Raw genomic sequence first — 24,566 nt, 5'->3', positions numbered from 1 at the left:
ATGGCCTTTCTCGATACGATGCTGCTGAAGCGGCAAGCTGACATCGACAGACCTGAAAAACGAGAGCGCCGATTGTCGCCGCTTGATCACCCTGCGGTTGGCATCGTGTTTCCGATTGTCGTCATCCTGGGATGGGAACTTCTGGTCCGCGCGGGCGTCATCGGCGGGCGGCTGATGCCACCGCCGTCGCGGATATTGGCGACGGTTCAAGAGCTTGCGACCTCAGGCGATCTCCTCACCCATATATGGGTTACCTTGCAACGTGTACTGTTGGGGTTCGCACTGGGTGCGGTGGCAGGAACAATTCTCGGCGCGCTGACCGGTTTTCTGCCGAGGGCCGCCCGAATTCTCGACCCGACCCTTCAGTCGCTGCGCGCCATCCCTTCCATCGCCTGGGTGCCTCTGTTCATTCTCTGGTTCGGTATTTTCGAAGCCTCCAAGATCGCCCTGATCGGCGTCGGCGTGTTCTTTCCGATCTATCTCGGCGTCTATGGCGCGGTCGTTGGCGTTGACAGGCGGATCGTTGAAGTCGGCCGCATCTACCGACTGTCAGGCTTGGACCTCGTGCGCCGCATTCTGCTGCCCTCCATCCTGCCCGGCTATGTGCTGGCGCTGAGGTCGGGCCTTGGTCTTGGCTGGATGTTCGTTGTCGCCGCCGAATTCATGGGTGCATCCGAGGGACTGGGATACCTCTTGGTCGATGGTCAGCAGCTTGGAAAACCAGACCAGATTCTGGCTGCGATCCTGATTTTTGCCATCGTAGGAAAGGCAACCGACAGCCTTGTTATCGGAATAACGGCTCCCTTCCTGCGCTGGCAGGACACGCATGGTGGGCCGCGATGATGATGGATATCCGCAATCTCTCCAAGGTCTACCCCAACGGCACCCACGCGCTGGAAGGATTTTCCCTCAGCGTGGACGAAGGCGAGGTCGTTGCCGTCATCGGTGGTTCCGGTTGCGGCAAGAGCACGCTTCTGCGCCTGCTATCCGGGCTGGAAAGTCCAAGCAGTGGCGAAATTCGTCTCGATAGCAAACGCCTTGTGAAGCCCGACCCTCTGGTCAACATCGTCTTTCAGGAGCCCCGGCTGTTTCCCTGGCTGACGGTTGCCGACAATATCGGCTTTGGCCTCTCCTCCCTCGACGCCGACCAACGCCGCGACCGCGTGCAGCAGGTGCTGAAGAAAATCGGTCTTGCGGGTTACGAGACACGGTGGATCAAGGAGCTTTCGGGAGGGCAGGCGCAGCGCGTCGCATTGGCGCGGGCGCTGGTTACAGAACCATCCGTGCTCCTCCTGGACGAGCCGTTCTCCGCTCTAGATGCGATGACCCGGGCCGACCTGCAGGATCATCTCGTCGATCTTTGGAGCGAGGCGGGTTCGACGCTGTTGCTTGTCACACATGATATCGAGGAAGCCATCATCATGGCAGACCGCATCATCGTCATGCGCCCCTTTCCAGGCCGGATCCTGCAGGAAGTGACTGTCGATCTGCCGCGCAAGCGCGAACGGACATCGCCGAACTTTGCGGCCTTGCGAAAGCACCTGTCCGAGCTTTTGGCCTTGTCTCTTTCCGAGACGAAACACAGTGCGAGCGCATGAGCACGACCCTTAAATTCGATGGTGGGGTGTAATATGCCGCAGGTCTCGGAGTTGCCTGTCGTCGCCGTCATCGGTGGTGGCTTTAGCGGCGCGGCTTTCGCGATGCACCTGAACGCGCTGAGCGCGTGTGACGTGCGTATCGTGGTCTATGACCCGCGCGAACGCCTGGGCTCAGGCCTCGCCTACAGCACACACGACGCAGCCCACCGCATCAACGTCCCTGCCGGACGCATGTCGGCTTACCCCGATGATCCCGAAAGCTTCCTGCGGTATCTCGCAACGACCGATGAACATGTGACCGATCCGACGCTGACCGGTCACGACGGCCTGCCTTACCCGCGCCGTCAGGTCTTTGGAGACTATATCGCCTCAGAAATCGCGCCGCTATTGGCATCGGGCGCCGTGGAACATCGCCAGGCCGAGGTTACTTCCATCGTCGCCTCGGGTCAGGACTGGGACATCCGCGATAGCAGTGGTCGCACCTTGCGAGCGCAATTCGTGGTTCTGGCTGCCAGCCATCCATCGCCTGCACTTTTGCGCCCGCTGATGCCGTTCTCAAACCACCCGAAACTGGTTGCCAATGTAACGGTGCCCGACGCCCTCGATGCGATTGCGTCAGATGATCAGGTGCTCATCCTCGGAAACGGACTGACCGCAGCCGATGTCGTCGCGTCACTGGAGAAGCGAGGCCATCGTGGCAACATCCTGTCGGTATCGCGTCGCGGTCTGCGTTCGCGTGGTCACGCACCGAATGTGCAGGAACCGTTTGGTGATTTTTCGTCTCAGCCTGCAACAAAAGCCTCGGCGCTGCTGCACAGAATCCGACGCTCGATCAACGAAGCCGAAGCTGAGGGCTTGACCTGGCATGCGGTGCTGGATGCCGTTCGCGCGCAGGCCTTTGCCATCTGGCGAGCGCTTCCCGTCGTCGAACGACGGCGCATCGTGCGCCTTGCGCGTCCGTTCTGGGATGCGCACCGTTTCCGCATTGCGCCCCAAGTGGAAGACACGCTGGATCGCGCCATTGCTGCGGGGCGTTTGAGCATCCGCGCGGCGCGGCTGAAACAGGTGGCACAAGCCGGAGATGCATTCCGCGTTACGCTGTCTACACGCGACAAGCCCGGCGTCGAAGACCACATCTTCGACGCCATCGTGGTGACGACGGGTCCCGCACACGAGCATATTCTCCAGTCCCAGCCCTTTCTGGCCGGGCTTGCAGAACAGGGTTTGATCAGCGCCTGCGAAACCGGTCTCGGCATTGCCTGCGATCTCGATGCGCGTGCGCTGGACCAAAAGGGAGAACCGATTGGGAACCTGCTGATCGCAGGGCCGCTGGCGCGGGGAACCTTCGGGGAACTGATGGGCCTGCCGCAAGTGACCGAACATGCCGTCTTCGTCGCCCGGGAAGTGGCCGACGCCGTGAGCACACATCATAAATTTCCGAAGCACATGCACGCCGTCTGACGGTTTGACTGACAATAAGGATGCCCACCATGGCCAAAACTCAGCAGCCCCTCGATTTTCTCTGGTTCATTCCGTCCTCCGGTGACGGCTCCTACCTCGGGTCGGACGATCTGGCCCGACCTTCGGACCCTGCCTATTTCCGCGAAATCGCGCAGGCGGTCAATCGCCTCGGTTATTCCGGCGTGCTCATTCCCACCGGTGTGGCATGCGAGGAGTCCTTCATTCTGGCCGCCAATCTTGCTGCCTATACCGAGAACCTCAAATTCCTCGTCGCCATCCGCCCCGGCGTCGCCTCGCCCGCCTATTATGCGCGTCTCGCGGCAACTCTGGACCGCGTTTCCAACGGTCGGCTGCTGCTCAACATCGTGGTTGGCGGCAGTGCGCAGGAACTGGCGGGCGACGGCATTTTCCTGCCGCATGACGAGCGCTACGACCATGCGGACGAATTCTTCCAGGTGTTCAACAAGCTGATCGAAACAGGAAGCGCGCATCTGGATGGCAAATATATTCAGGCCCACCATGCCGAACTTGGCCTTCCACCCGTACAGGAACCACGCCCACCGATCTATTTCGGCGGCTCATCCGATGCGGCCATCGATTTCTCGGCTGGCATCATTGACAAGTATCTCACCTGGGGAGAGCCGCCAGCACAGGTGGCCGAAAAGATCGAGAAGGTCCGCAAAGCGTCCGCTGCTGTCGGTCGAGAGGTAACCTTCGGCATTCGCCTGCATTTCATCGTGCGCGAGACGGATGAGGAAGCCTGGGAAGCGGCAGATCGCCTCATCTCCAAACTATCGGACGAAACGATTACCGCTGCACAGCAGGTGTTCCTGAAGAATTCCGACTCCGTCGGTCAAGCCCGCATGGTGGCACTTCACGGCGGACGCCGCGACAAGCTGGAAGTCTCACCAAACCTCTGGGCTGGGATTGGCCTTGTCCGCTCCGGCGCAGGCACGGCCTTGGTCGGATCGCCCAAGACCATCGCCGCACGTCTGCGTGAATACCAGGAGATCGGCATCGATACGGTCATCGCGTCAGGCTATCCTCACCTGGAAGAAGCCTACCGCGTCTCCGAACTCCTGTTCCCCGAAATTGGACTGGAAGGCCCGCGCGGCCAGATCCGCTCGTCGTTCGGCAAAACCCAGGTCTTTGGCGGCGGCGGCCATGGCGGTAACGTCAAGGTCGCCTCGGGCTCCTGAAAAGGGAGCCCGCCACGGCCCGGACTGCCGGACTCCGGACGGTCGCGCCTGTTCCTGACGGGAATCAGCTGCGACCGTCGCCATCAGGGTGGCTCCGACCCGCACACGCGGTTCGAGCTGGTCTGGCTAAGGCCATCTCAACCGGCACAATATGTGCGCCAACTTCCGTAATCCGTGATGTCCAGCGCCCCTTTTAGCGCGATCGGCTCCACAAGAAAGCCCTTTGCAGACGTCCCATCGGCCAATGACACGGTTCCGACGCCGAGTGGCGCGGGGATGGCTGCGACGAACGTGCCAAAGGCCGAAGGTGTGAGCTTCCAGATCTCAACCTCGATTTCACCGCCATCGCTTTCATCCACCCGCACCATGCCCGGCTTGGGCGGTGTCGTGCCTGAAAGGGCGTAGAGACGATAGCAATCCTGCGTCTTTGCCTGACGGCTGAACACCGCGTTCAAATCCTTGAGCTGATGGTTGAGGGGCATGCCCGAGAGATGCGCGCCGACAACGACCAGCTCAATGAGATCTTCGTCAACTTCGACCACTGGTTTGGGCGCGGCTTGCGGCCATCCGGTTGCTCCCAGTGCAAGGCCGCTGGCTTTATGAAGCTCCCGTGCAAGCGTTGCAGCCAGCCCATCCTTGCCGGATGGCGCAAGCAGCGTGACGCTTGCCGGAAGGCCATCGGTCCGCGTGCCGGTCGGCACGGCGATGCCGCACATGTCGAGCAGATTGACGAAATTCGTGTAGATGCCGAGGCGAGAATTTTCACGGATCGGTTCCGCTTCCAGGTCTGCAAGCGTGTAGTGACGCGGTGCCGTCGGCACGCAGATCACATCGACCGAAGCGATGACGGGGCTCACCTTTCTCTTAAGCGCTTGCAGGGCATAAAAGCCTTTGAAGGCGTCGGCAGCGGTGAGGTTTTTTGCGCCGTTATAGATTTTGCGTGTGACCGGATGAAAGCTTTCCTCTTTTGCATCCATGAACGCCTGCACGGCGGCGTAGCGTTCCGCGACCCACGCTCCCTCGTAGAGCAGGTTGGCCACGTCGTAGAAATCGGTGAATGGCATTTCGATAAGCGTGTGCCCAAACCGTTCCAGCGTCTTCAGGGCATCGGAATAGGCCGCCGCCATCGCCTCATCGCCGAAGAACTGCAAATCCTGCCGAGCGGGCACGCCGATCTTCAGAACCGGAGGGGCGGACCCATATCCTTTGGCTGGCAGGACTTTTGAATAGGCATCACTTTCATCATATTGCGCAGTCACAGAAAACACCGCCAGGGCATCATCCACGGTCAGGGCGAAGATGGAAACGCAATCCAGTGTGCGGCAGGCAGGCACGACGCCTGTTGTCGATAGCGCTCCGACACTCGGCTTCAAGCCAACGATGTTGTTGAGACCCGCAGGAATGCGCCCGGAGCCGGCCGTATCTGTGCCCAACGCGAAGCTGACGATACCGTGAGCCGTGGCAACTGCTGATCCGGATGACGACCCGCCCGGAACGAGCGATGGGTCGATGGCATTTTTGGGAATGGGATAAGGTGAGCGAACGCCAACGAGACCGGTCGCGAACTGATCGAGATTGGTTTTGCCGATGACGATGGCGCCAGCGTCTTTCAGCAGCCGAACGACGGTCGCATCCTTGTCCGGATGATAGGCATAGTCGGGGCACCCCGCCGTGGTCGGCATGCCCAAGACATCGATGTTGTCCTTGACGGCAAAGGGGACACCGAAGAGCGGCTTGTCCGGATCGTACTCACCCAGCCTGGCCGCCTCTAAAAGCAGAGCCTGCTTGTCCGCGATATGGATGAAAATGCCGGGATCGTTTATCTCGGACATGCGGGCAAAAACCGTCTCCACGATGTCGGCAACGCGGCCACCCTGTTTGTAGAACGTCTGCAACGCGCTGATATCCAGCGAAGGTATCGTTTGCATCAAGCCATATCCTGTTTCAATATTGTCACCGGCCGATCCCATTGGATCAGCACCACACATCCCGTTGCGCTCCAAACGGAGTGCTCGGAACCCTGTTGGTTGACGATGTAACTGCCGCAATCATAGTCGCCGGTCTCGTCCGACTGGATGCCATCAAGCACCAGAATGGTCTCGAGGCCTTCGTGGCGATGAAGCGGCACGGTTGCGCCCGGCTCATATTTCAGAAGCGCTACGCCCGGCTGCTCCCCCTCGAAGCGGCGGATCCAGTGGATCGTCACGCCATCGCGAAAGGCTTCGAACGGCAGTTCCCTCCATCCGCCCGATGTCAGTGATGACCGTGTTGTTTCAGGCATCGGCTATCCCTTCCAGAATGTCGTTAATTCTCGCTGTCCAGCCGACGATGGCGCCCTGAGCGCGGATCATTGCGATCGCAGCCGCCTTGAAGTCGGGGAAATAGCTTTCAGTCGCATCTTCCGCCAGAAGGCACTCGAAACCCCTGTCGTTCGCTTCACGCATCGTCGTCTGCACGCAGACCTCCGTCGTCACTCCGGCAAAAACAAGCTGGGTGACACCCTTCGATCTGAGTACATCGTCCAGATTCGTCGCATAAAACGCCCCTTTTCCAGGTTTTTCGATCACCACTTCACCCTCAATCGGTGCCAGTTCCGGCAGGATGGCGGTGCCCGGTTCACCGGAAATCAGGATCCGCCCCAGCGGGCCGTGATCTCCAATTCTCAGCGAGGGATTTCCGCGATCGCGCTTGGCTCTCGGTAGATCGGAGAGGTCTGGCCGGTGGCATTCCATCGTGTGAATGACGGGAAGGCCAGCTGCGCGGAACCCCTCGATCAGACGTTTGACGTCCGGGACGATCTTGGCGATCGCGCTCACATCGTTGCCGAGGCTAGCCCCGAAGCCTCCAGGCTCTGCAAAATCGCGCTGCATGTCGATGACGATAAGGGCCACTTCGCCGCGTCGCGCGGGAAAAGCGAAAGGTTCGGCTTTGATATCGACCATCAGTGATGTCCCGCCATGTGAGCGCCGATGACAGCCGTATCTGCACCACGCGCCGGTGTTTCATAGACCAGCTTGCCTTCCGAAATGACCAGGATGCGATCCGACATTTCCAGCAACTCATCGAGATCTTCCGACAACAGCAACACGGCGGTTCCGGCATTGCGCGCCTTCATGATGCGCGCACGGATTTCGGCCACGGCCGAAAAATCGAGTCCAAAGCAGGGATTGGAAACGATCAGAAGGTCGACATCACCGCTCAGTTCACGCGCCAGAACAGCGCGCTGGACATTGCCGCCCGAGAGTGCGGCGATGGGCGAAGAGGAGGACGCGGTCTTCACCTTGAAATCGGAAATGAGTGCGGTCGCTTTCTTGCGCATGTCGCCCCTGTTCAGCCACAGCGCGATCTTGCCACTGGCTTTCAGATCGAAGCTTCGAAACGCCAGATTTTCGCTGACGGTCATTTTCGGAGCGCAAGCATTCTGCAACGGCTCTTCGGGAATGAAGCGGACATTGTTCTTGCGGGTCTCAGCGCGTGTCGCACCGTAAGGATGGCCGTTGACGATGACGCGACCGGTCGTGGTCGGCCGCTGCCCGGCCAGAATTTCGCCAAGCTCCTTTTGCCCGTTACCTGAAATGCCAGCGATGCCGACGATTTCGCCAGAGTGAACGGTCAGATCGCCGATGTCGATGGTTTTCAACCCCGAACTATCGGGTGCACTGACGCCCTCGACCTTCAGCACGGGTTTAGCCCCTTCACGGACCGGTAGTCGGCTGTCGAGTTCGGCCAGCTTCACATCGCCGATCATCATTTTCGCCATATCGGCTTTGGACAGATCGCCAATCTTGCCGCTTCCGACCAGCTTGCCGCGTCGCAGGATGGAAACGGAATCGGCAAATTTCGTGACCTCATGGAATTTGTGGCTGATCATCAGAACGGTCAATTCGCCCCGTTCGGTCATTGCGCGCACGAGGCCCAGCGTCTCGTCCGCTTCTGCCGGTGTCAGAACCGACGTCGGTTCGTCCAGCACCAGAAAGGATCGACCGAGATAGAGCTGCTTGACGATTTCCAGCTTCTGCTTCTCACCGGCGGCAAGCTCGCTCACCGGGCGCTCCAGCGGAATGTGGAAGGGCATGCGCTCCATGAAGGCGGCCAGATCTCGCCGCTCTTTCGCCCAGTTGATGACCGCAGGCACTTCTGCCCTGCTGATGACGAGATTTTCGGCACCGGTCAGCGATGGCACAAGCGTGAAATGCTGGTAGACCATGCCCAGCCCATAGGCAGCGGCATCCTTGGGCGAAACGATGGAGACCTCGCGGCCATTGACGGACAACGAGCCTGACGTGGCGTGGTAGAAACCCATGATGCACTTGACCAGCGTCGACTTGCCCGCGCCGTTTTCACCCAGAAGCGCATGGAAGCTGCCCGCCGGAATATCGATCGAAACGTTGTCGAGCGCGGTGAAACTGCCAAAGCGCATCGTTACGCCAAGGGTCTGGATGCCAACGGCGCGGCCAGCCGGCGGAAGGGGCGTATCGCGAATGACGCTCAACTCAACTCTCCTTTTCGACAATGATGGCGACGGGGCCGCCGCCGGGTGGTCCCTGATGTTCAGCGCCGCCGGACACATAGAGGTCGGTCATGCCGAAGACACCTGCCAGAACGCCCCCGACGAAAGCGCGGGCATGACGGGTGCCGGAAATGTCGGAGTCGTCCAGCATCGTGTGCCGCTTGCCACGGACCCTGCCGGAAGGATCGGGCTCTGCCTTGGCAAGAACCGCCGCAAGCCGCGCACCGCTTGGCAGGCGCTCGCGCGCCGCGCGCACCGAGGCCGTGTCGATCGCGTCTTGCATGACAGCATGGTCCATGACGAAGGGACCAGACCATCCATCCGCCATGCCCATCACGATGATCTCGTGATCCGTCAGCTCGACGCCCGCCGAAGTCGAGGCGCGACCGGAGAACAGGTCATGGCGGGTGCATATATCCGCGTCCTCGATATCGGCTGCATCGACTTCGCCCAGTGCGACCGCGACGCCCAGTGCGGATGCGCCCCGAGAAAGCCCCATGGATTTCAGCGTGTCGCGGGTGGCGACCGTCTCTCCCGCGGCTTGCGCCTCTTCGATGCGACGAAGGGTGAGGAGCGGGCATTTGATCTGGACGAAATGAACATCGGCAACGTTTTCTATGCCAGCTTGGTGCATGGCGGCGCACACAGCGTTTGCCACCATCAGCACCTGTTCGCGTCGGCCAAGATGATGAAACGGCAGGTTCGGCGTTCGGGACGTGCCGATGGCAAGCGCCCGTTCGCCGGGAGCTTCGACCGCCCTGCGGGTAAAAACCGTCCAGTGTGGCGACAGGGCCCCTTCCGTTCCACCCGACATCACGGCTGTTACGCCTTCGATCCCGTAGCGACGAAACAGCGCCTCGAAACTCTGGCTGGCATAGCCACGGGTGAAATCGTTGACGCAACCGTTGCCTTCGGTCTTGCCGAGAACGGCAACGACGGATCGCGGATCGAGGCCTTGAGCAAACAGGGCCTCGACGCCGGAAACGTCGTCCGGTGCGTCTGCCGCCACGCGATAGACATGGGCACGCATGGACGACATCAGGGCAACGCCTCTACCAGAATTTGAGAATGGGAGACCGCGCCAAAAACCCCGCCCTGCATCTTCACCATCTTGATGGCTGCCAAATGGTTGCCGTGGTCGGTCGCGCCGCAGCAATCCTCCAGCAACAGGCATTCAAAGCCGCGATCATTCGCCTCGCGCATCGTCGTCGATACGCAGACATCGGTGGTGATGCCGGTGAGAATAAGGTTCTCAATGCGCTTCTGGCGCAAAATCAGGTCGAGGTCCGTGGCACAGAAGGAGCCTTTGCCGGGCTTGTCGATAATGGTTTCGCCTTCGATCGGGTAAAGTTCCGGAATGATATCCCAGCCCGGTTCGCCGCGCGTCAGAATACGACCGCAGGGCCCAGCATCGCCGATACCAGCGCCAATACGCTGCGAACGCCAACGTTTGTTGGCTGGAAGGTCGGCAAGATCAGGCCTGTGTCCCTCGCGGGTATGGATGATGTGGTAGCCTTTTGCCCGCATGGCGGCGAGCACTGTCCTGATCGGTTCGATCGGCGCCTGCACCATGGCCAGATCATAGCCCATATGATCGACATAACCGCCCTTGCCGCAAAAATCGGTCTGCATGTCGATGATGACGAGCGCTGTGTTATCAGGCCTCAGCGCGCCGTTATAGGGCCACGGATAGGGATCGGCGTCGATATAGTGCCTCGCGGTTTCAACCATCGCATCCATGATATCTCTCCTATTTGCCATCGGGTTTCGAGGTTTCGCCATAGCGCCTGACGGGCTTGTCAAAACCGCAGGAGGTGCCATCCGTCACTTTCACGGCGGCCTCGTAGGGAAGGCGGTATTGTCCGGCGATGAGGTCGTGCATGTAGGTGTAGGGCGCATCCTGCGCGCCGCCCGCAACGGCCACATAGCCGCGATGCCCGAACTGGTAGAGGTTGTTTTCCACCCCCCAGCCCAGCCGCGCCTCGCGCACGAGGTCCGGTCGAACCTCCGCCGTAATGATCTCGTTGACGCGGCCGGACGTGCCGTGGGCGATGATCGAACCGTCGAAATTGCAGATCATGCCCTCACCCATGGAATCGAAGGTGCCGTCAGAGCCGCACATGCAGACATTGGCTGTGACCATCAGGTTGCAGAAGGCATTGGACTGGTTTGTGAAACGCCAGCTGTCGCGGATCGGGGCTGTATAGCCCGCCGTGCGGATCATGATCTCGGCGCCCTTGTAGGCGCATTCGCGGGCCATTTCCGGGAACATGCCATCGTGGCAGATGATCAGCGCCAGCTTGGCACCCTTGGGACCGTCGATGACCGGAATTCCGAGATCACCCGGCTCCCAGGGCTCGACCGGCACCCAGGGGTGCATCTTGCGATAATAGAGCTTCACCTCACCGGTATCATCGATCACGATGCCGGAATTATAGGGCATGCCGCCGGGGTTCAGTTCCATGATGGAAAAGCAGCCCCAAATCGCATTGTCGCGGCAGGCTTGCTTGAAGGCCGCGACCTCCGGGCCGTCAAGCGTGCACATGATATCGGGATTGATATCCATCGACAGGCCGTGCAGGGCATATTCAGGGAACACCACCAGATCCATGCCCGGCTGGTTTCGTCGGGCCTTGGCGACGAGATCGACGATCACCTGTGTTTGCGCGGCAAGATCCGCCTTCGTCACCGTGAGGGGCAGCTGCAACTGGACAAGGCCAATGCCGACGCCGTGTTCGGATTTATTGAGACCACCAAGACCGTTCATGATCGTGTTCCTTTCATTTTGTCAGGGATAACGCACCCGGCGCACCGACCATGGACCGCACGGGCGACGATGTGACGATCAGAATGACGAGTGTGAGGACGTAGGGAGCGGCGTAAAACAGATAGTAGCCTTGTGTGACCCCCACCGATTGCAGCGCCGGGCCCAACGCGCCCGCGCCGCCGAACAGGAGGGACGCCAGAAAGCAGCCCATCGGGTTCCATCGGGCAAAGATGACCAGAGCAACGGCCATGAGGCCCTGCCCGGACGAAATCCCCTCGTTCCAGGAGCCGGGATAAAACAGTGAGAGATACGCGCCGCCGATGGCCGCCAGTGCTCCGCCCGCAGCTGTCGCAAGCAGGCGGACACGATCCGGGTTGATCCCCATGGCGCGGGCGGCATCGGTGCTGTCGCCGACGACGCGCAGGATGAGGCCTGTCTTCGTGTTCTTGAGAGCCCAGTGAAGAAAAAGGGCAAGCGCTGCACCGATGAAGAAGAGGACGTTGATGTTGAGTGCCGCCTGTACCTGCCCCAGCGACGACCAGCCGCCCAACGGGATCGACGGCAGTTTTGGCGCAACGGGCTGAATGAAGGATTTACCCAGGAAAAATGCCAGCCCAAGCCCGAACTGCATCATCGCGATACCGATGGCGATGTCGTTGACCTTGGGAAATTTGCAGATCCAGCCGTGCAGCAGGCCGAACATGGCACCGGCTGCCATGGCGGCGAGAACACCAAGCCATGCCGAGCCGGTCATGACGGCCACGCCATAGGCGGTCATGGCGCTGAAGACGAGTGTGCCCTCAAGACCCAGATTGATGCGACCGGAGCGTTCGGTGATCGTCTCGCCGAGGCTGACGAAGATGAAGGGCGTCGAGACACGGATCGCCCCCGAGAGGATGGCCAGTGGCACACCCCATATGCCGATACCTGTGTCGTCCATCATCAGCTCCTTTTCCAGAGGTCGGGATTGAAGACTTTGAAGCGGCCGTAAAACATTTCGCACAATAGGATCACGACGAAGAGTGTCCCCTGCAAAACGAGAACCGTGGCATCCGGCAGCCCCATGCGCCGCTGGATCAAGCCGCCTGACGCATCGATGCCGCCCAGCAAAATCGCAACCGGTATGATCGCCAAAGGGTTGTGGCGGGCGAGGAAGGCAACGAGGATGCCGGTATAGCCATAGCCGGCAGCAATCGTGGCATTGGCGCTACCTTGAACCGCTGCGACCTCGATCATCCCGGCAAGACCAGCCAGGGAACCGGCAATAGCGGTAAAGCCAACGATGAGTTTGCCGACAGGCAGGCCTTGAATTTGCGCGGCCCGCACATTTCCCCCGGCAATGCGGGCGGCGAAACCGACGCTTGTGATTTCAATGAGAACCCAGGAAACGATACAGGCGACGACGCCAATGACGAGCCCCCAGTGAACGTCCATGCCCGGAATATGTCCCATCATGTATTCGGCTGGCAGAGGAGCAGTCGAAGGTTTGTTGAGGCTTGCCGGATCGCGCAACGGCCCCTCGACGAACTGGTTCATCAGCGCAATCGCGATATAGGCGAGAAGCAGCGATGAGATCGTCTCGTTGACGCCGCGATAGTGGCGCAGGAAGCCGGCGAAACCAATCCACAAGCCGCCCATGGCCATGGCGGCGATCGCCATTGCCGAAAGCACGACGGCGGGTGGTGCGACCCCTATGAGTGGCAAGGCCGCGGCAGCCGCCGCCACGCCACCCAGAACGACCGCCCCCTCACCCCCGATGATGGTCAGCCCCAACCGGGCGGGCAGCGCCACGCAGAGCGCCGTCAAAAGCAGCGGCGCTGCGCGACTGAGGCTGTTTTGAACCGAAAACCAGCTGCCGAAACCGCCGGTATACATCAGCTGAAAGAGCACGAGCGGCGATTTGCCGATCGCGAGAATGAAAAGCGAGAAAAGCGCCAGCCCGGCAACAACCGCACAGACGGTAATCGCCACGGGCTCGGCACTTCGCGCCAACCAGGCGAGAAGCGGCCGCAGCGTGGAGGGATGTTCGGGCGTTGTGGAGACAGCCCGATGGTTCGCCTCTAAAGTCATGGTGCTTTCCCCGCTTGCCAATCAGGAGGTGGAGCCGATAACGCCTTCCACCAGATAGGCCATGCTTTCCAGCTCGATTGCATCCTCGGCAAAGGCTTTTCCGGCGCCGACGACCTCGTTGCCCTTGTTGTCCTTCAACGGCCCCTTGAACACGGAGAATTTGCCCGTCTTCATCTCGGCAAGTGTTGCTTCGAATTGAGCCCTCGCTTTTTCCGAAACGCCGGGGCCGAGCGGGCTCATCTTGACGAAACCGTCCTTGAGGCCACCGCGCACGAAGTTGCCGAGCGGTTGGCCGGCCTGCGCCTGCTCAATGAATTTGCTGTAGACGTTGCCCCAGGCCCATTCGGCACCGGTCAGGTATTTTTCCGGGGCCAGCGGGCTTTGGTTGGCATGGTAGCCGCAGATGAAGGCGCCACGTCCCGCAGCCGTCTCGACGACGACCTTCGGACTGTCGACATGGCAGGTCACGACATCGGCGCCCTGATCGATCAGAGCGTTGGTTGCTTCCGCCTCTTTGATGGCAAGTGACCACTCGCCCGTGAAAATGACCTGGCAGGTGATCGCCGGATCGACGGACCGTGCTCCCAGAAGGAAGGAATTGATGTTCTGCACCACCTGCGGGATGGGCTTGGCAGCGACGAAACCGATCTTCTTGCTCTTTGTGGCGTGGCCAGCCGCAATGCCGTTCAAATACTGGCCCTGACTGATATAGCCAAAAAAGGAGCCGGTATTCTTGGGATGTTTGCCCTCCTGCCACAAACCGCCGCAATGGCGGAACTGAACATCAGGATATTTTGCAGCCATAGCCAACATATGTGGGTCGAAATAACCAAAGGATGTCGGGAAGAGAAGCGTGGCACCATCGAGATTGATCATCGACTCCATGGTCTTTTGAACATCGACGGTTTCCGGAACGTTTTCCTCTTCGATCAGTGTGACGCCAGGCATTGCCTTTACGACCGCAGCGCCTTCGGCATGGGCCTGGTTGTAGCCATAGTCGTCCTTCGGACCGACATAGATGAAACCGACGGTCAATGCGGTCTGGGCAAAGGCACGGGTGCCAAGAAAGCCCGGTGCCAGCCCGGCGACAGCGCCGGCAACCGAGGTCTGGAGAAAGTGGCGGCGATTGATGGGCAGGAATTTGGTCATCGAGATGCTCCCTGGGGCTACGGCGAATTGCATACGCATAAAAGTGCATGCAATGTGCGTGCCAGAATCCAAATACCTGAAATTGATGGATAAATTTCTATAGATTGCTCCGAATGCAAAAAGTGCATACAGATTAATCATGGTCGAAGATGAATAATTAGGCGCCGCCCTGGTTCAACGCGCCGCAAAAACCTGGGCGCCCAATGCGCCGAACTGGTTTGGTTTTGCGTGCAACCTCGTCGATGCCCGGATCAGATTTGACATCTCAGGTAGCGGGCTTCATGTGTGTGCCCAGAGGGAAGGCAGGCGAATCTCGTGAAACAGATCAGACGCAAAGAGGTCATTCGAACCGGAACCACCGTCGAGCAGATGACGCGCTCGATTGCCGACATGATCGTCACCGGCAAAGTGCCGCCCGGAACGAAACTGGACGAAGGGTCTTTGGCTGCCCGTTTCGAAGTCTCCAGAACACCGGTACGCGAAGCTTTGAGAGAGCTGGGCGCGATGGGTCTCGTTGAGCGCGAACCGAACCGCAGCGCGGTCGTCACCAACGTGACCGGTGTCTATCTGCATTCCATGTTCGAGGCGATGGCCGAACTGGAGGCGATCTGCGCTCGGCTATGTGCGGAACGGATGACAGCGGAAGAACGGCATTTATTGGAAGTCGAGCATCACCAGTCGAAGCATATCGTTTCTGCCGAAGCGGACGAAGATTATGCGACCTACAACATCGAATTTCACAACCGCCTCTATCGGGGCGCTCATAACGATCACATTGCGGACATGGTCATGCAGACGCGCGCGCGTCTCGCCCCCTTCCGCCGTGCCCAATTCCGCCTGCCCGGGCGCCTTGCCAAATCCTATGAGGAACATGCGACCATCGTCGCTGCGATCCTGAACGGCGATAGCGTCAAAGCCGGCCAATCCGCCTATCTCCATGTCGAAATCGTCAGCGACGCAAGCTCAGTCTTCATTGCACATCAGCCACCTCATCCCGCCTGAAGCGCTTCCTTGTTCAAGGGGCGCGTTCTGCAATTGAATCCCATTGAATCACGGCGCTACGGGACGACCACCTACAAGCTGCTTTCCCGAACAATCAGCTGCGGCTGAATGGTTACGTGCGGAACGCTGTCCTTGCCCGACAAGAGGTCAAGGATAAGGGACCCCGTCCGCTCACCAATCATGCGGGCGTGTGCATTGATGGTGGTGAGCGCTGGGACCGAAATACCGCCGATCTCGTAGTCGCCGAACCCGCCGATGGCGATTTGCTCCGGTACTGAGATTTCCCGGCGCTGACATTCTGTCAAAGCCCCGAAGGCGGAGAGGTCGGAGACACAGATCACCGCCTCGGTATCGCGAAATTCGTCCAGAAGCCGTGCCATGGCATTGGCGCCTTCCCGCATGGAAATCGGCGGCGGGCCTGCGTCGATCAGCCGGAAGGGATCAAGCCCGTGGTCGCGCAATGCCGAGATGAAGCCGTGGCGGCGGTTGGTGCCGCGTGTATCTCGGCTGGCATCGCCGCCGATAAAGGCGATGCGGCGATATCCAACCTCTATGAAGTGATCGACCATGCTGCGCACGGCATCCGCGTTTGAAAAGCCGACATAATGGCCAATTGGCTCTGCCGGGACATCCCAGGTTTCGATGACCGGGATATTGGCATTCTCCAGTAATTTTTGTGCGCGTCGCGTATGCTTTCCACCTGTCACGGCAATTGCCTGCGGTTTACGGCGCAGAAGATTCTCGATCAGGCGCTCTTCCTCCTGCATGTCGTAATTGGTGTAACCAAGCAGGATCTGAAAACCTTGCGCGCTCAGCACATCGGACAATCCGCCAACCGTATCTGCAAAATTGGCGTTGTTGATCGACGGTATCGTGACGGCGATAAAGTCGGTTTTTTTCGAGCGAAGATTCGACGCTGTGGAATCGAAGACATAACCGAGCTCTTCCGCCGCCTTCAAGATGGCGTCACGGGTTTCGGTATTGACCAGGCCACCCGCCTTGAAAGCGCGAGAGACGGTCATCGGTGACACGCCTGTCGCGCGCGCGATATCGGCCATCGTCGGCGTCCTGTCGTTTGGCATGCACCCCTACCCCACTCTTCGTTGCCGCACCTGCGGTCTTAGTGACGCCCGCGCGTATGGCCGCGAATGGCAAGTGACACCGAATAGATCGACGTGGTCGCGGTGATAAACAGCCTATGTCCGTTCCGCCCGCCGAAACACACGTTGGAAACGGTCTCTGGCACCAGTATTTTGCCGAGCCGACGCCCATCCGGCGCAATGCAGTGGACGCCATCGGCAGCAGACGACCAGAGATTGCCTGCCACATCGACACGCATTCCATCCGCGCTGCCTGGCTCGATGGAGTGAAAAACGCCACCGCCGCTCAAACCCCAGCCCGCGTCAACGTTGAACACGCGGATATGACGTGGGTCATCGGAGAACATCCGGCCGGTGTCAGCCACATAGAGGCGCGTCTCGTCAGGGCTGAAGGCGAGACCGTTCGGGCAGTTGAAATCCGTCAGGACCGCACAGATTTCGCCTGACAGGGGATCGACACGATACACGTTGCAAGGCAGCTCCTGCTCTGCGCGGAAGCCCTCATAGTCGGTCGAAATGCCGTAATGTGGATCGGAAAACCAGATGGCACCATCCGACGCCACGATCACATCATTGGGGGAGTTGAGCCGTTTCCCTTGATAGCTGTCGGCAATGACCGTGATCGTCCCGTCATGTTCCGTCCGTGAAACCCGCCGCGTGCCATGCTCGCAGCTGACCAGCCTGCCTTGCCCGTCACGCGTATGGCCATTCGAAAAATTCGAGGGCTCGCGAAAAACGGAAACGCCAGCAGACGGGCTCCAGCGCATGATGCGGTTGTTGGGAATATCGGAAAACAGGAGACAATCATGATCTCCGAACCAGACCGGCCCTTCGACCCAATCAAAGCCGGTGCCAAGTTTCTTGAGTGGCGCATTCCCCAGCACGAACGTGGAAAAGACCGGGTCTTCGACTTCGAAGAATGACATCTGATCGGCGCCTTCTCTCTTGTTTAGACTTTGCGCAAAGATAACGATCGGTTGGTCTGCAGCAAGGCCGCACACCAACCGTCCGCTGATTTTATTTGCTCCAGATTGCCTTGTAGGCGTCGCGATAGCCATTATCCGGATCAAACGAGTTCTTCGGTCCGCCGTCGAACTCGACATTGTCGACGGTCACGACATGCAATGGCGATACGTATCCAGACCACTTTTCACCCGAAAAGGCGCGGTTGAGCTCATCGACCAGTTGCCAGCCCTGAAGGTTGAGAGGTTCTGCCACCGTAACCGATTGGTACTGCTTGGCACGGATGCGCTGATAGGCACTTTCCGAACCATCCCCGGCCGCCACGCTCTTGGGCGCTCCGTCGCCCGGAATGCCAGCAGATGACAAAGCAGGGCCCATGAAATCGAAATAGATGTCGTTGATCGCCAGTGAATGCGTCCACTTCTCCCCGTATTTTTGCAACAGCGTCGTGGTCAGCTGCGGCATGCGCTGAGAGGTCTCGGCAATGGGCGTATCGACATATTCGAGCACGGTGCCGCCAAGCGCTTCGATTTCCGCTTTCATCTTGTCGGCCTTGGCAATGGCGATGGCATAGGTCGAATCGGTAAAGATCACCACGCCGGGCTTGCCACCCGCATCAACGAAAGCGTAATCGGCGGCGGCCTTGGACACTTCCATCGCATCCGTCGTGACATTGGCGAAAACGCCGACCTCATCGACCGGGCCAACGGCAGGTGCCGCATGCCAGGCCACCATCGGAATATTGGCCTTCTTGGCTTCTGCCATGGCAGGTTTCTGCTCGACCGCATCGAAACCGGCAATGATGATACCGTTCGGCTTCAGCGTCAGCGCCTGTCCGAACGAGGCCGTCCGGCCTTCGACAGAACCGGCGCTGTCCAGCACGTTGACTTTCCAGCCGATGGCCTTCGCAGCTTCTTCGATGCCGTTGACGACGCCCAGAATGCCACCGTTCTTCATGTCCGCCGCAACGATGACCACCGACTTGTCGGCCGCCGCCTTTGGCCCGGTCGTCGGGCCATCCCATTTCTCGACCTTGCTGGCATATTTGGCAACGACGGCCCTGGCGTCGGTCATTGCATCAGCAAAGGCCGGACCGGCTATGACGATGGCGAACACGGCGGATGCTGCGCTTGCGAGTAACTGTCTGCGTCTCATGGTATTTCCTCCCATTGAAATCACTGTTTTCGACGATGCATGCACTCAGGTTTTTTCTTCGAGCGTCTTTTCGGGCATGCCTTTCGGCTTCATGAGGCCCGCCACGCCTCGGCGCCGCTGGGCATAACCGGCAATACCGATGGCAACGAGCAGCGTGACGCCGTTGAACAGGGGTTCGACAAAGAACGAACCACCGAATTGCTGGATACCGGCGATGCCAACGGCCAGAATGATGACGCCGATCATCGTGCCCCAAACGTTAACGCGCCCGGGCTTGATGGTGGTCGAACCCAGGAAGGCGCCGACCAGGGCCGGCAAGAGATATTCAAGCCCGACACTGGCCTGTCCGATCCGCAACCGCGATGCCAGCAGAACACCGGCCAGAGCTGACAGCAGGCCGGAGATGACGAAGGCACTTACCACGAAGCGGCGCACCGGAATCCCGTTCAGTGCCGCAGCCTTCGGATTTGCCCCGATGGCATAGGTGTAGCGGCCAATCGGCAGATATTCGAGGACGACCCACATGACCAGCGCAAGCGCAGCCACGTAAAAGCCGGTGATAGGCAGACCCAGGACGAAGGTGCCGTTCAAAGCCAGGAAGCCATCCGGCAAAACACCCACGACCTGGCGACCGCCGGTGTGCCAAAGCGCAATCGCATAAATGACCGTCCCGGTGCCAAGCGTCGCGATGAAGCTGTCGATCTTGGCGATCTCCACCAGCACGCCGTTCAACAGACCGGTCAAGCCACCCAGGATCAACACGGTCAGCACGGCAATGGGCCATGGAAAACCGTACATCGTCTGGAGGCTAATTGCGAGAATGTGCCAGAGAACGATGCCGTAGCCGATGGTGAGATCGATACGCCCGCAGGCCATGGGGATCATCGCCGCAAGCGACAGGATGGCGATGATCGTCTTGTTGGCGATGATCGAGCGAAGGTTGAGCGCTGTCGGGAACGTATCCGGCAGCATCACGGAAAAGATCAAGATCAATAAAACCGTCAGGATCACCAGACCGTAGACCGGCAAAAAGCGCCGCAGTCTATCGCCGGTCGACAGGCCCTTTAACTCCGCTTTCGTTGGCTCAAGTGCGGTGGACTGGATGGATTGCATCTTCGTTCTCCAGATAATCAGGCCGCTTCGGAGGCGGATGCTGCAGCAATGACAGCGGATGTGGTCAATGCGTCGCCGGTCAATTCCCGCACGATTTGTCCGCGCGAAAAGACAAGCGCCCGGTGGCAGATATGGGCAATTTCCTCGAAATCCGTCGAGATGACGATCACGGCGAGCCCCTCCTCTACCGCAGCCGCAATCAATCGGTAGATATCGGCTTTGGCACCGACATCGACACCGGCTGTCGGGTCTTCCGCAATGAGCAGTTTGCGGCCCGTCGCCAGCCAGCGCCCGACGACGACCTTTTGCTGGTTGCCACCCGAAAGCGCCTCGATTGCCAATGACTGTTCATTGGGCCGAAGACCGACTTTCTCACCAATAGACCATGCCAGATCGGCCTCTTTCGAAGGCGACAGAAAATTCAACAGGGGCCTGCCAGACGCACCCGGATTGAGAAAGGTGTTTTCTCGCAGCGAGAGTGACATGGCCACGGATTCCTCCGTTCGATCACGCGCGATCAACCCAATGCCGGATGCGATCGCCGTTTCAGGGCTGCGAAGATCGGGCGTCTTGCCACGGATCGTGACCTGACCGGTCGCCGGTTCGACGCCGAACAACGCCCGGCCGATCAGTTCCTGACCGGCACCGCGCAGGCCCACCAGGCCCAGAAGTTCACCCTGTCGCAAAGCAAAGGAAACCGGCCCGGCGCCACGGCACGTCAGCTTTTCCACGGTAACCAGAGTTTCACCCGGCGCGGTGTGCGCCTTTACAAAAAGCTGGTCGGCCTTTCGACCGACGATCATGCGAATGAGTTCGTCGGGGTTGGTATCGGTAACAGCTGTTTCACCCACGAGAAGACCATCGCGCAGGACGGCAACCCGGTCAGCAATACGGAAGATTTCATCGAGCCGGTGAGAAACGTAGATCATCGCGACCCCACGCTCTTTCAAAGGCCTGATGGCATTGAACAGCCGCTCAACCTCGTCTGCCGGAAGACTGGCAGTCGGCTCATCCAGCACGAGCACGTCTGCCTCGACAGCCAGGGCCCTAGCGATTGCGACAAGCGATTTTTCGGTTCGCGTCAGGTTCTGAACACGCGTTGTCGGATCGAAATCACAGCCAACCAGTTTCAAGGCGTCAGCGGTACGCTTTGCGGTCGTCTTCCAATCGATCAGTTGGCGGCGCATGGAAAAGCCCTGTGCCAGCCCGACATTTTCGGCCACCGTCATCCACTCGATGAGACCGAGATCCTGATGAATGAACGCGACCGGCTGGCGCTGGTTGGGCTTGGGTGGACGATGATGATAGGGCACGCCGCGAAACAGGATTTCGCCGGCATCGGGTTTGTAGATACCGGCCAACGTCTTGATCAGCGTCGATTTGCCCGCGCCGTTCTCCCCCAGAAGCGCCAGAATCTCTCCGCGTTTCAACTCAAGGGAAACATCGGTGATTGCCTTCGTGCCGCCGAACTCCTTCGACACGGAACGAAATTCCAGGAATTTTTCCGCTTCCATTCGCTCCTCCCAAAGCCTGATATCCGAGGCTATGATATCGATAACATAAAAGTCAAGTTTCATTTTGAAAGTTATCCGGACGTCTCATTCCGGGTCCGTCAGGTGGTCTGACAAATCTCAAATTCGGACTGGACAACGACATTGCACAAACCTATGTTATCGATAACAACGCATCGGAGGAGATGTCGTGAGCAAAATCGAAATTCTTCAAGTCGGCCCCTATCCGGCATGGGACGAAGAGCGTCTGAACGCCGGCTTCACCATGCACCGCTATTTCGAAGCCACTGAAAAGGCTTCGTTTTTAAGCAGCAATGGTGCGGCAATCCGGGGCATTGCGACCCGCGGAGAACTGGGCGCCAATCGCGCCATGATCGAGGCTCTGCCGAAACTGGAAATCATCAGCGTATATGGCGTTGGCTATGATGCGGTGGACTTGAACGCTGCCCGCGAACGCGGCATCCGCGTCACCAATACGCCCGACGTTCTGACCAAGGATGTAGCGGACCTTGGCGTGGGCATGATGCTGGCGCAGGCGCGTGGGATGATGGGTGGCGAAGCCTGGGTCAGGAGCGGCGACTGGGCAACGAAGGGCCTTTATCCCTTGAAGTCGCGCGTTCACGGCAGGCGCGTGGGCATCCTCGGCCTGGGGCGTATCGGGTTTGAAGTCGCCAGGCGACTTTCCGGCTTCGACATGGATATTGCCTACAGCTCGACAGGCCCAAAAGACTTCACCAAAGACTGGACGTTCATCGCTGACCCGACCGAACTGGCCGCACGCTCCGATTTTCTGTTTGTTACCCTTTCGGCATCCAGCGCGACACGCCACATCGTCAGTCGTAATGTGATCGAAGCGCTCGGGCCGCAGGGCATGTTGATCAATATTTCACGGGCATCCAATATAGACGAGGATGCTCTGCTGGACGCGCTCGAGAACAAGGCACTCGGCTCCGCAGCGCTCGATGTTTTCGAAGGCGAGCCAAAACTGAACCCCCGTTTCGTGGCACTCGACAACGTGTTGTTGCAGCCGCATATGGCATCCGGTACGGTCGAGACGCGTAAGGCGATGGGCGCGCTCGTCTATGACAATCTGTCGGCCCACTTCGAAGGCCGCCCCTTGCCGACCCCGGTTTTGTGAGAGACATCAGATGAAAGCACTTGTTATTCACGCTCCGAAAGATTTGCGGATCGACGAGGCGACCGTCGAGGCCCCCGGTCCCGGCGAGGTCGAGATACGTCTTGCCAGCGGAGGTATTTGCGGCTCCGACTTGCATTACTACGCCCATGGTGGCTTCGGCACCGTGCGCCTCAAGGAGCCGATGATCCTGGGTCATGAAGTGTCCGGCCATATAGCCAGTCTGGGCGAAGGCGTGTCCCATCTCGCAATCGGCGATCTCGTTGCCATCTCCCCATCGCGTCCCTGTGGTGCCTGCGAATATTGCCTCAAGGGCATGCAGAACCATTGTTTCAACATGCGCTTTTATGGCTCTGCGATGCCGTTTCCGCACATCCAGGGCGCGTTTAGAGAACGTCTGATTGCCAAAGCAGAACAATGCGTCAAGGCCCATGGCCTCAGCGCGGGAGAGGCCGCCATGGCTGAACCTTTGTCGGTGACATTGCATGCGACGCGCCGTGCTGGCGAATTGCTGGGCAAGCGCGTTCTGGTCACAGGATGCGGGCCCATCGGCACGCTCTCCATTCTCGCCGCTCGCCGTGCCGGTGCCGGCGAAATCGTCGCGGCCGATCTTTCCGAACGCGCACTCGGCTTTGCGCGCACCGTCGGCGCGGACCGCACGATCAACCTTTCCGAGAACCCTGATGGTCTGGCGCCCTTCAGCCAGAACAAGGGCTATTTCGATATTCTCTACGAATGCTCGGGCGCGCAGCCTGCGCTCGTCAGCGGCATTCACGCCTTGCGCCCACGCGGCATTATCATGCAGCTCGGCCTTGGCGGCGACATGACCCTGCCGATGATGGCGATCACCGCCAAAGAGCTGGACCTTCGCGGTTCCTTCCGCTTTCACGAGGAATTCGCCACTGCCGTTCAACTCATGCAAGGCGGACTGATCGACGTCAAACCCTTGATAACCCATACCTTGCCTTTGTCGGATGCGCTCAAAGCCTTTGAAATCGCTTCCGACAAGGGGCAATCGATGAAGACGCAGATCGCATTCCGCTGACCGATAAAGCCGCGATCGTTTCGGGAGTAAACATGAGCACTCAACTTTTCGACCTCACAGGCAAGCGTGCCCTCGTCACCGGTTCATCCCAGGGCATCGGATATGCCTTGGCGCAAGGCCTCGCTGCGGCCGGTGCGGACGTCATCTTGAACGGCCGTGATGAGACGAAACTCAAAGCGGCAGCGGATGCCCTCGGTACACGCCATATGCTTGCCTTCGACGCCACGGATCATGCACGCGTTCGCCAAGCCGTTGATACGTTCGAGAGTGATATCGGCCCTATCGACATTCTCGTCAACAACGCTGGCATGCAGCACCGGACACCGCTGGAAGACTTTCCAGCAGATGCATTCGAGATGCTGCTCAAGACCAACATTTCCACCGTTTTCAATGTCGGCCAGGCGGTTGCCCGCCACATGATCAAACGTGGCACAGGCAAAATCATCAATATCGCCAGCGTGCAAACGGCGCTCGCCCGACCGGGAATAGCGCCCTACACTGCAACCAAGGGTGCTGTCGGCAACCTGACCAAGGGCATGGCAACCGATTGGGCGAAGTACGGTCTGCAATGCAACGCCATTGCACCCGGCTATTTCGATACGCCGCTCAACGCAGCCCTTGTCGCCGACCCTGATTTTTCCGCCTGGCTTGAAAAACGTACGCCGGCAGGACGCTGGGGCAAAGTCGAGGAACTCGTCGGCGCCTGCATCTTCCTCTCATCGAACGCATCGTCCTTCGTCAACGGGCACATTCTTTATGTGGATGGCGGGATCACCGCTTCGCTCTGA

General features: G+C 59.4%; 23 protein-coding genes. 8 read left to right on the top strand and 15 right to left on the bottom strand.

Annotated features, from left to right (window positions below):
* The 4 genes from EKM04_RS20265 to ssuD are packed head-to-tail and all read left to right on the top strand — an operon-like array spanning position 1 to position 4,258.
* Positions 1–843: an ABC transporter permease gene (locus tag EKM04_RS20265; protein WP_183893055.1), complete on the top strand. Its 843-nt coding sequence runs from the start codon at positions 1–3 to the stop codon at positions 841–843.
* Entirely contained in the window at positions 843–1,598 is a 756-nt protein-coding gene (locus tag EKM04_RS20260) for an ABC transporter ATP-binding protein (RefSeq protein ID WP_183893745.1), read from the top strand. The genes EKM04_RS20265 and EKM04_RS20260 overlap by 1 nt, the downstream gene beginning before the upstream one ends.
* 33 nt (positions 1,599–1,631) lie before the next feature.
* Positions 1,632–3,059, top strand: coding sequence for an FAD/NAD(P)-binding protein (locus EKM04_RS20255; protein WP_183893053.1), 1,428 nt, complete (start codon positions 1,632–1,634; stop codon positions 3,057–3,059).
* Positions 3,060–3,088: 29 nt separating this feature from the next.
* Positions 3,089–4,258 carry an FMNH2-dependent alkanesulfonate monooxygenase gene (ssuD, locus tag EKM04_RS20250; protein WP_183893051.1) on the top strand — a complete coding sequence of 390 codons (1,170 nt, stop codon included), beginning with the start codon at positions 3,089–3,091 and terminating at the stop codon, positions 4,256–4,258.
* Between the two features lie 137 nt (positions 4,259–4,395).
* Here the strand turns inward: ssuD and atzF are convergent, their stop codons facing one another.
* From atzF to EKM04_RS20200, 10 genes are read right to left on the bottom strand one after another with little or no spacing between them, the layout of a single operon-like run.
* Positions 4,396–6,186 (bottom strand): allophanate hydrolase, encoded by a 1,791-nt coding sequence (gene atzF, locus EKM04_RS20245; RefSeq protein WP_183893049.1) that lies wholly within the window; start codon positions 6,184–6,186, stop codon positions 4,396–4,398.
* Positions 6,186–6,539: a cupin domain-containing protein gene (locus EKM04_RS20240; protein WP_183893047.1), complete on the bottom strand. Its 354-nt coding sequence runs from the start codon at positions 6,537–6,539 to the stop codon at positions 6,186–6,188. Before EKM04_RS20240 ends, atzF begins: the two co-directional genes overlap by 1 nt.
* Positions 6,532–7,200, bottom strand: a complete 669-nt coding sequence (locus EKM04_RS20235) for a cysteine hydrolase family protein (RefSeq protein WP_183893045.1) — start codon at positions 7,198–7,200, stop codon at positions 6,532–6,534. Before EKM04_RS20235 ends, EKM04_RS20240 begins: the two co-directional genes overlap by 8 nt.
* Positions 7,200–8,750 carry an ABC transporter ATP-binding protein gene (locus EKM04_RS20230; protein ID WP_183893043.1) on the bottom strand — a complete coding sequence of 517 codons (1,551 nt, stop codon included), beginning with the start codon at positions 8,748–8,750 and terminating at the stop codon, positions 7,200–7,202. Before EKM04_RS20230 ends, EKM04_RS20235 begins: the two co-directional genes overlap by 1 nt.
* A 1-nt stretch (position 8,751) precedes the next feature.
* Complete coding sequence (atzD, locus tag EKM04_RS20225; RefSeq protein WP_183893041.1) at positions 8,752–9,807, bottom strand: cyanuric acid amidohydrolase; 1,056 nt, start codon at positions 9,805–9,807, stop codon at positions 8,752–8,754.
* The gene (gene biuH, locus EKM04_RS20220; protein WP_183893039.1) at positions 9,807–10,508 is read right to left on the bottom strand and encodes a biuret amidohydrolase; all 702 of its coding nucleotides are present in this window, start codon (positions 10,506–10,508) and stop codon (positions 9,807–9,809) included. The genes atzD and biuH overlap by 1 nt, the downstream gene beginning before the upstream one ends.
* Positions 10,509–10,518: 10 nt before the next feature.
* Positions 10,519–11,535 carry a formamidase gene (locus EKM04_RS20215; protein ID WP_183893037.1) on the bottom strand — a complete coding sequence of 339 codons (1,017 nt, stop codon included), beginning with the start codon at positions 11,533–11,535 and terminating at the stop codon, positions 10,519–10,521.
* Positions 11,536–11,548: 13 nt separating this feature from the next.
* On the bottom strand, positions 11,549–12,475 hold the full coding sequence (locus EKM04_RS20210) for an ABC transporter permease (protein WP_174155841.1): 927 nt from the start codon (positions 12,473–12,475) through the stop codon (positions 11,549–11,551).
* A gap of 2 nt (positions 12,476–12,477) precedes the next feature.
* Positions 12,478–13,605 (bottom strand): ABC transporter permease, encoded by a 1,128-nt coding sequence (locus EKM04_RS20205; protein ID WP_183893035.1) that lies wholly within the window; start codon positions 13,603–13,605, stop codon positions 12,478–12,480.
* 21 nt (positions 13,606–13,626) lie between these two features.
* Positions 13,627–14,754, bottom strand: coding sequence for a BMP family ABC transporter substrate-binding protein (locus EKM04_RS20200; protein WP_183893033.1), 1,128 nt, complete (start codon positions 14,752–14,754; stop codon positions 13,627–13,629).
* A gap of 315 nt (positions 14,755–15,069) precedes the next feature.
* Between EKM04_RS20200 and EKM04_RS20195 the strand changes: the two genes are divergently transcribed.
* Positions 15,070–15,756, top strand: a complete 687-nt coding sequence (locus EKM04_RS20195) for a GntR family transcriptional regulator (protein WP_183893031.1) — start codon at positions 15,070–15,072, stop codon at positions 15,754–15,756.
* 71 nt (positions 15,757–15,827) lie between these two features.
* Here EKM04_RS20195 and EKM04_RS20190 read toward each other — a convergent pair whose 3' ends face one another.
* From EKM04_RS20190 to EKM04_RS20170, 5 genes are all read right to left on the bottom strand, one after another.
* The gene (locus EKM04_RS20190; RefSeq protein WP_174155840.1) at positions 15,828–16,814 is read right to left on the bottom strand and encodes a LacI family DNA-binding transcriptional regulator; all 987 of its coding nucleotides are present in this window, start codon (positions 16,812–16,814) and stop codon (positions 15,828–15,830) included.
* Between the two features lie 62 nt (positions 16,815–16,876).
* Positions 16,877–17,782, bottom strand: a complete 906-nt coding sequence (locus EKM04_RS20185) for an SMP-30/gluconolactonase/LRE family protein (protein WP_183893029.1) — start codon at positions 17,780–17,782, stop codon at positions 16,877–16,879.
* A gap of 91 nt (positions 17,783–17,873) precedes the next feature.
* On the bottom strand, positions 17,874–18,974 hold the full coding sequence (locus tag EKM04_RS20180; RefSeq protein WP_183893027.1) for an ABC transporter substrate-binding protein: 1,101 nt from the start codon (positions 18,972–18,974) through the stop codon (positions 17,874–17,876).
* 45 nt (positions 18,975–19,019) lie between these two features.
* Positions 19,020–20,087, bottom strand: coding sequence for an ABC transporter permease (locus EKM04_RS20175; protein WP_174155792.1), 1,068 nt, complete (start codon positions 20,085–20,087; stop codon positions 19,020–19,022).
* Positions 20,088–20,104: 17 nt separating this feature from the next.
* The gene (locus EKM04_RS20170) at positions 20,105–21,601 is read right to left on the bottom strand and encodes a sugar ABC transporter ATP-binding protein (RefSeq protein WP_183893743.1); all 1,497 of its coding nucleotides are present in this window, start codon (positions 21,599–21,601) and stop codon (positions 20,105–20,107) included.
* 187 nt (positions 21,602–21,788) lie between these two features.
* On the opposite strand from EKM04_RS20170, the gene EKM04_RS20165 reads away from it, so the two are divergent.
* From EKM04_RS20165 to EKM04_RS20155, 3 genes are read left to right on the top strand one after another with little or no spacing between them, the layout of a single operon-like run.
* Complete coding sequence (locus tag EKM04_RS20165; protein ID WP_183893025.1) at positions 21,789–22,736, top strand: 2-hydroxyacid dehydrogenase; 948 nt, start codon at positions 21,789–21,791, stop codon at positions 22,734–22,736.
* 10 nt (positions 22,737–22,746) lie between these two features.
* A complete protein-coding gene (locus tag EKM04_RS20160; protein WP_183893023.1) occupies positions 22,747–23,778 on the top strand; it encodes an L-idonate 5-dehydrogenase in 1,032 nt (343 codons plus the stop codon).
* A gap of 32 nt (positions 23,779–23,810) precedes the next feature.
* On the top strand, positions 23,811–24,566 hold the full coding sequence (locus EKM04_RS20155) for an SDR family oxidoreductase (protein WP_183893021.1): 756 nt from the start codon (positions 23,811–23,813) through the stop codon (positions 24,564–24,566).

The sequence above is a fragment of the Rhizobium skierniewicense Ch11 genome (assembly GCF_023757665.1).
Classification (GTDB): Bacteria; Pseudomonadota; Alphaproteobacteria; order Rhizobiales; family Rhizobiaceae; genus Agrobacterium; species Agrobacterium skierniewicense.
The sequence above is the reverse complement of the archived record's forward strand: the minus strand, read 5'-3'. Positions and strand labels throughout refer to the sequence as shown.